This is a genomic window from Mucilaginibacter sp. RCC_168 (assembly GCF_041355315.1).
Lineage (GTDB): Bacteria > Bacteroidota > Bacteroidia > Sphingobacteriales > Sphingobacteriaceae > Mucilaginibacter.
This window is the reverse complement of record NZ_JBFUPN010000028.1, coordinates 93,459-100,675: the sequence shown is the minus strand read 5'-3', so window position 1 is coordinate 100,675 and position 7,217 is coordinate 93,459. Positions and strand designations below refer to the sequence as shown.

Annotated in this window: 6 protein-coding genes; 3 read left to right on the top strand and 3 right to left on the bottom strand. The window is 43.1% G+C overall.

Going from position 1 to position 7,217, the window contains the following annotated elements; genetic code table 11:
- Nucleotides 1-343: 343 nt before the first annotated feature.
- Together AB6735_RS23875 and AB6735_RS23870 are read right to left on the bottom strand one after the other, a co-directional pair.
- Entirely contained in the window at nt 344-538 is a 195-nt protein-coding gene (locus AB6735_RS23875; RefSeq protein ID WP_370998640.1) for a hypothetical protein, read from the bottom strand.
- A 169-nt stretch (nt 539-707) separates the two neighbouring features.
- Complete coding sequence (locus tag AB6735_RS23870; protein ID WP_370998639.1) at nt 708-2,000, bottom strand: esterase-like activity of phytase family protein; 1,293 nt, start codon at nt 1,998-2,000, stop codon at nt 708-710.
- A gap of 392 nt (nt 2,001-2,392) precedes the next feature.
- On the opposite strand from AB6735_RS23870, the gene AB6735_RS23865 reads away from it, so the two are divergent.
- Both AB6735_RS23865 and AB6735_RS23860 read left to right on the top strand, forming a co-directional pair.
- Nucleotides 2,393-3,136: an SGNH/GDSL hydrolase family protein gene (locus tag AB6735_RS23865; RefSeq protein WP_370998638.1), complete on the top strand. Its 744-nt coding sequence runs from the start codon at nt 2,393-2,395 to the stop codon at nt 3,134-3,136.
- Nucleotides 3,137-3,330: 194 nt separating this feature from the next.
- Entirely contained in the window at nt 3,331-3,648 is a 318-nt protein-coding gene (locus AB6735_RS23860; protein WP_370998637.1) for a hypothetical protein, read from the top strand.
- Nucleotides 3,649-3,657: 9 nt separating this feature from the next.
- On the opposite strand, the gene AB6735_RS23855 is transcribed toward AB6735_RS23860, so the two are convergent.
- Nucleotides 3,658-4,563 (bottom strand): AraC family transcriptional regulator, encoded by a 906-nt coding sequence (locus tag AB6735_RS23855; protein ID WP_370998636.1) that lies wholly within the window; start codon nt 4,561-4,563, stop codon nt 3,658-3,660.
- 480 nt (nt 4,564-5,043) lie between these two features.
- On the opposite strand from AB6735_RS23855, the gene AB6735_RS23850 reads away from it, so the two are divergent.
- Nucleotides 5,044-7,194: a hypothetical protein gene (locus tag AB6735_RS23850; protein WP_370998635.1), complete on the top strand. Its 2,151-nt coding sequence runs from the start codon at nt 5,044-5,046 to the stop codon at nt 7,192-7,194.
- The last annotated feature ends 23 nt before the right edge of the window (nt 7,195-7,217 follow it).

Sequence of the window (7,217 nt, the reverse complement as noted above, 5' to 3'; positions counted from 1 at the left end):
TAACGTTTATGAAGGATGGCTACTCTATCAAGATTACAACTAAAAGATGTGTCCACACAGTAGCCCCACGGGAGGGGTTTATTCATGCGGCATAAACCGGTATGATGTATAAACCCCTTCCTTCCCCTTCCCGAGGGAAGGAATCGCACGTGGCCCGGGCTTTTAATGGAGTGTTATGTTTCGATATTCAGAGTGACAGCCCCTTTATCAAACAAAAAAGCATTACCCTATTAAAGGTAATGCTTGTGTTGAGGCCGGTCAGGACCATTTAACTAAGCATATCACCAACAATATACTTAATTTTGTTTGCACTTTCTCAGGGTGCTTTTCATAGGTAGTATTCTTAATATACCCCCCTCAGGAGGTATGATATATTTGTAAACAACGCGATAACTGATCTCAGGTGTGGTATCAATCCCAAATGGAGATGTAAACTACTCACCATACCGTTCACCATCTGATAGCTTGGGCGTTGTACTATAATTGCCATCAGCAGGATAAAAAAAATAAGTGCCTTATCAGTTAACCTTAGCTTCATTATCAGCGGTTTTAGTAAAACGCCTTGATACAAATGTAAGTAGAGTAATAAGTCGCCGCAATCCGTGAAAACACCGTATTTTTAAGAGTAAAATTACGGTGTTTTAGCCATTCCGAACTTCGGGATGGCCTTGAGTACAATTGTTATCTTAACTTTTGACTCTAACCTCTTACAACTTGATCTTAACAAAGTAAATGCTGTTATGATCAACCGTGTTGGTAGCCGGCAGTATCTTGGCCGCGAAGCCACCTTTGCCATTATCCAGCACGCCAAAGTCATCATCGTTAGAGATGGCCAGGATATTACCCGGTAACAGGGCCAAACCTTCGGCCTTATCATGCGGATAAACGGTTGGCAGGTCTTTCAACAGATCAAGCACCAGTGTTTTGGATACCGGGGTAATACCGGCACCTTGCAAACCGGCCTGGTCGTTCAGCTCTTCTACGGTTTTGCCGCCATAAAGCTTGCCATTAGCACCGTTTGCCTCATCGGAGATATCCGTAGCGCCGGTAAGGCTGATTTTAAATACTTTTTTAAAGGTAGCCGGTTTTTTTGGATCACCACCGTACAAACCATCGCGCTCAATGGTTAAAAAGGTAGTGGCGTTCACCGCTACAATATCACTCACGCCGGTAAGCGATACATTGTCCATTACATAAGCGTATTGTTTGGTTGCACCCGAGGCGATATCGAAAGTTAAGATGCGCAGTATAGTTGAAGCGGCACCCGCTGCTTTGGTTGGGTTAAGCATAGGCGATTGCATCATGCCCACCAGTGTTTTGCCGTCGGGGGTAATGGTAAGGCCTTCCATGCCACGGTTGGGTTTGCGTTTGGCAAATACCAAGGGGATTTTACGACCGCCCGTGCCGGTTCCAAACGGGTTGATACGTTCAATAGTACGACCGGCAGCATCAAAGTGAACAATATGCGGACCATATTCATCGCTGATCCAAAAAGAGCCGTCGGAGGCTAAAACCATGCCTTCGGAGTCGATACCATCAGCGCTTGGCGCTACCTGGTTGCCGTTCAGGTCAAAAGCGATCTCTCCGGTACCGCCCTCATTGATAGGGTTAGGTAAGCCGTTTAGGGGTTGCCCCGCAGCATTTTTAAGCTGGATGGTTTGCTCCAATACCAGTTTACCATCTTTTAGCCTGAACTTGCCTATTTCGGGTGTAAAATCGGCTTTACCGAAGATGATGGCATTGGCAGTGGAACCAGCAGCGTTTGGTCCGCGATCGGTAAGCAGGTAAAATACATTAGCGTCCTTAGGATCGGGCGCTATGGCCGAACCAAAGCCGCCGTTGTATACTTTTACCCCATCGGCAGTGGTCATCAAAACGGCAGGATCAGCCGCTTCGGCCATATCCGGGTACGGTGGAGCTATATTTACTTTGTGATCCTTTTTACAGGCGCTAAATGCTATAGCACTAAAAGCGAAGAGGGTTAATAAAGTTTTTTTCATGGGTTATAGGGTTTTATAATAAAGTTGTCACAAAGTAAACCCCGGCCTGTAAAGGAATTGTTAACTTAAAAATAATTGATTGGGGGATGAGGTGCTGCGGAGGACTCAGCCTACCATTGTTTCGGCTTGGTCGCTGGAAAAAGAAGTTTGGAAAAATATTTGTTATACCGAGTGAAGTATCTATTGTGCGCCGGACATGGCTGCAGAAGTCCTTCGTTATCGCTCAGAATGACAACGGGGATTAGGAGAATCAAAACCGCGTTAAAATTTGTTAAAAAGTGTTAAAATCGATGGTTTTGAATAATTTTTAAGCGTTTTTACACTGTTTTAGAATCGAAAATTGTTAAAATTTAAGGTTTAAAAAGTTTTTGTTACCGATATTTATCATCCATATGAATACAAAACTTACACTATTATTATCCGCCGGATTACTGATCGCTTCTGCCGGCTACGCGCAGCAAAGTGGCCCCGATACCGGCAAAAATAAACCGGCCGCTGTCGTAAAAGAAGATCTCCGGGATGATTGGGCCGCGTTATCGCACTATGCCCTGGAAAATAAGCAGATAGGCGACCCTAAACCGGGCGAAAATAGGGTGGTTTTTTTGGGAAGCTCTATTTTTGAAAGATGGAAAACTACTGTGCCTGAGTTTTTTAAGGATAAACCTTACCTGGACCGGGGCATCAGCGGTCAAATTTCAGGGCAGCTACTGATCCGCTTTCGTCAGGATGTGATCAACCTGAAACCCAAAGCCGTGATCATATTGGCAGGTAGTAACGATATCGCATCCAACTACGGGCATTTGACCAACGAGTACATTATGAACAACATCCGCTCGATGGTTGAGCTGGCTAAACTGCACCATATCAAGGTGATATTGTGCGCGTATTTACCTGTATTTGATTATCCATGGCGTAAAGGCATTGAGCCTGCAGGCAAGATCATAGCGCTCAACAAGCTCATCAAAACATACGCAGCCGAAAATAACCTGACTTTGCTGGATTATTTTACACCTTTTGTTGATGAACGCAACGGCCAAAAGCCCGGGCTCACTACTGATGGGGTACACCCCAACGCTGCAGGTTATCAGGTTATGGCTACGGTTACAGAGCAGGCTATTGCCAAAGCTTTAAAATAGGAATTAAGAAAACCTTTAGCTGCAGGTAGTTTGAATAGTAAATTTACTATAATTATTTACCGACCGAAAACGAACAATCGCATGTATCAAAACAGTACATGTTTTAACATGTACTGTTTTTAATTTGCTGATAATCAAATATATAAAACGATGGCACTCGCTTTGTTGATAATATTGAAGCCAGGTAGATTATTATGAAACAGCGTAGATATTTGGAGCGACGTACGTTTAACCAGGATCGTTTTGATATTTTGATAAAACGACAGCAAAAGGGGGTAGCTACCTTTAATGAGCTTACAGAACTGGATGCTATTGTGAACCGTGATCCTGATATACGCGAAAGTGTCCTGGAAGAAATGCAGGCGATAAATGACCCTCCGGATGAGCCAAATCGAGAGGGAATAGCCCAAACTCCTGCTGTAAAAACGCAAACCTGGCTGGATAAGATCGCTTCCTTTTTTAAACGGTTATTTGCACATACAGATGTACCAGCCTCTGCCTTAATAGCCTGAAATAGCAGTTTATAGCACCGATTTGATCTTTTTGCGGTATTCATTAGGCGAACTTCCCATGAGTTTGGTAAACATTCTGGAAAAATAATACTGATCTTCAATTCCCAGGCTAATAGCTATATTTTTGATAGACATGGCTGTAAAGGAAATATACTGACACGCTTTCTGTACTTTAAGCTGATTGAAGTATTCGATAGGGGCATAACCCGTTTTAGCCCTGAAAAGCGCCGAAAAATGCGAGGTTGATAAATTAGCAAAAGCCGAAAGATCATCAAGCCGGAGGATCTTATTGATGTTATCCTGCATAAAGCCGATGGTTTTCTCCACTACATTATTATCCGTATTTTCTTCCAGGTGATTGAATTTATCTTCATAGATGAGCGAGGATAAGAAATGTGAAAATATCATGTTTACATAGCGTAGCGTATCGCCGCTATAGCCCTTCTCCAGATTATAACAAATATCTTCAAATAGTTTAATACGGTCTTCATTATAAGATAGATATGGCTTATAGTTTTCTGAGTTTTGGAGGATAAGGTCGATGATGAAAGCCGATATTTCCCCTTTAAAGTGGATCCAGTAAATGGTCCAGGGTTTATCCATATTAGCGGCATACTTATGCGGCGTATTCGCCGGAATAGCTATAAATTGTGACGGTGAAACTTCTACTTTCTTTTTATTGATCTCCAGCCAGCCATAACCCTCTGTACAATAGATAATAATATGCTGATTGATGCCATTAAGGCGTTCGGCATAATGATGACTGGCTTTGGGGTAATACCCTATATCAGTTATATAGATCTGTTTGGTAACAGGGTCTTTACTTAAAAAGTTGGCGATGATCTTTTTGGGCAGTACAATAAGTTTCTGCCCTTCAAAACCTTCACGCCGTCTTAACGCTGTGCTTTTTGTCATTTTTTCAAGAGGATAGGGATACGCTGACCGGTTTATAATATGGGTGCACAACGTTAATCAAAAAAACAAAATCATCATAAAATATTTCATTTTATGATGTTCGGGACCTTCAATTTTAACTTCGCCGAATATTCTATCCGCCCTCTTTATATATCCTGAGATGCAAAATAGCTAAACCAAAGGTTAAATCTTCACTTAATATCAATTGTGCTTGTTGTCATAAAAAAGTCCATCATTATCGTAACATTAACTATTTTTTAATCTGTTTTAATCCGGGAGCTTTACATCGAACCAATTGAACATATTATCCATATTTAAGAGTGCCTGCCTTGCCGCTATGTAAATAACGGTATGCCTGTTAATAACAGATAATATGATTTGCCGGTATAAGCCATGATGAAAATATTACTTTGCCCATTTACTGTTATTGTTTTGTTAATATGTGGTCAGTGTGCATTTGCGCAGAAGACCATTACCACAGTGGATAAGTTAGAAATGATCACCAGTTACGTTACTATTAAACTGGATGCTCATACCGGTATGGTAAACTACACATTTTTCAATGGCATCCGGATCGAAAATACAGTGGCCTACATCAACGACATTAAATCAGGAGTTACCTCAAGCGCCGATTTTGCCAACCATGAATTTGTTACTGCCGAAGTTCATGACAGCATAGGTACTGGTAGGCAAATAATTATTACACATAGCGATCAAAAGCACCCGTTTATACTGGAACAACGTTTCACCAATTACGAAGGGCACCCATATACGCTGATTACTTTGACCGCGAAAAATAAAGACACGAAAGCCGCCCTTTTAGAAACCCGCGATATCAGTCCGATAGCGGTATTGCCCAAATATAAAGGCCGGTTGTTTATTCCCGGTACCGAACCCCGAATACTGGATGTACCTTTTGATAATGACGACTGGACACCTACAGTAGAAAGGAGCTGGCCTAAAACAGGTTCGCCAAAAACTACAGGGATCACCTACGAGTTCGCGGCTATTTATGATATGCTGAAAAACTCGGGCCTGGTTATCGGTAGTGTAAAGCACGATTTCTGGAAAACCGGCTTGGCTTATCAAACCTCAACAGAGTTGGGTTATGTGGATTCGCTCCGGGTTTTTGGCGGTGCCTCTACGCCCGACGACTCTAAGTTACCACCGGCTTACGGCGGTAACGATGGCACGCACGACCTGGTGGCGCATGGCACCGCGGTAGGGCAGTCAGTAAGCTCGCCTCCCATATTTTTATGCGCGATGGACGATCTACATAAGGCTTTTACACAATACGGCGAGGCAAATTCGACCATTAATGGTAAACGCACATGGACTGGTAATGCCCCGGTGTATTGGAACAGCTTTGGTGTGGAAGGTGTGTTAGGTTACGAAGGGGTAATGATGCCGCCTGCGGTTGAAAAGATCTCTGATTTTTTGCATACCCTAACTAATTTCAGCGGCTATTCTAAACCGGTCATGAGTATAGACTCCTATGATCAGGGTATTTACTCGACTGAAGTTTTGGCCAACCTGGGTAAATATTTCGCTAAGAATAACCAGCAAATGGGCTTTTACTTTATCCCCTTTGCCATGTGGAACTGGAAGGATGATATCGAGGGGAAAAAGGTAGCAGGCTCAAATTATGCTTTAAAAGATGTATTGCTGCATGATAATGAGGGAAAACCTATTATGTATAAAGATGGTAAATGGGGGGCTTACGCGATGGACCCTACGCATCCGGCTGTTCGTCTGTATATCATCCAGCAATTGAAAAAGGCCAAAGCCATTAACGCTAAATTCCTGAAGATCGACTTCCTGACAGGTGGTGCATTAGAGAGTACCACCAGATATAATAAAAACATTCGTACAGGGATGCAGGCCTATGATTATGGCATGAAAACATTGCGTCACCTGGTTGATTCTATCCTGGGTAAAGATATTTTTATTACCCAGGCCATATCGCCTATGTTCCCGCACCAGTATGCACACACCCGTTTCATATCAACCGATGTGTACTCGCATCTGCGTGATGATCAGCCTGGCTTTCCGCATTATGGCAGTACGGAGGCCTCACTGGCTACGGGTTCACACATGGGCTGGGTGCAGGGCACCTTGTTCCCATACACCAACCTGGATGTAAGCATCATGAAAAGCTTTCAGAAAAATCCCGATTTGAATGATCAGGAGATCAAAGTACGATTATATGCCATGATGGTAATGGGTAGTATCCTGGGCGATGGATCAGATTTCAGGCACCCGCTGGCTGCAAGCCGGGCGCAGAAGTTTTTAAACAATAAGCGGATAGCAGCGTTTTTTAGTCATCCCCAAGCCTTTATTCCACTGAAAGCAGCCGATGGCGAAACGTTTGATCAGCAAATGGCATTTTACCTGCCGGGTGAAAATACCTTGCTGGCCTTGTTCAATTTCGACAGGCAGAAGAATTTTGAGCAGGTTTTAACCCGCCCGGTCCTGCACCTGGAGGCCGGGAAAGCTTATCAGTTTAAAGATATGCTGACCGATACTGTCGTGGGCGAATTAAAAAAAGGCGACACTGAATTTAAACTGAGCGCCGCACCTGCCAATGCCCTGATGCTAAAAATAATCCCGGTAAATAAAGAGAGCAAATAACGATATTACACTTAAACCAGCAA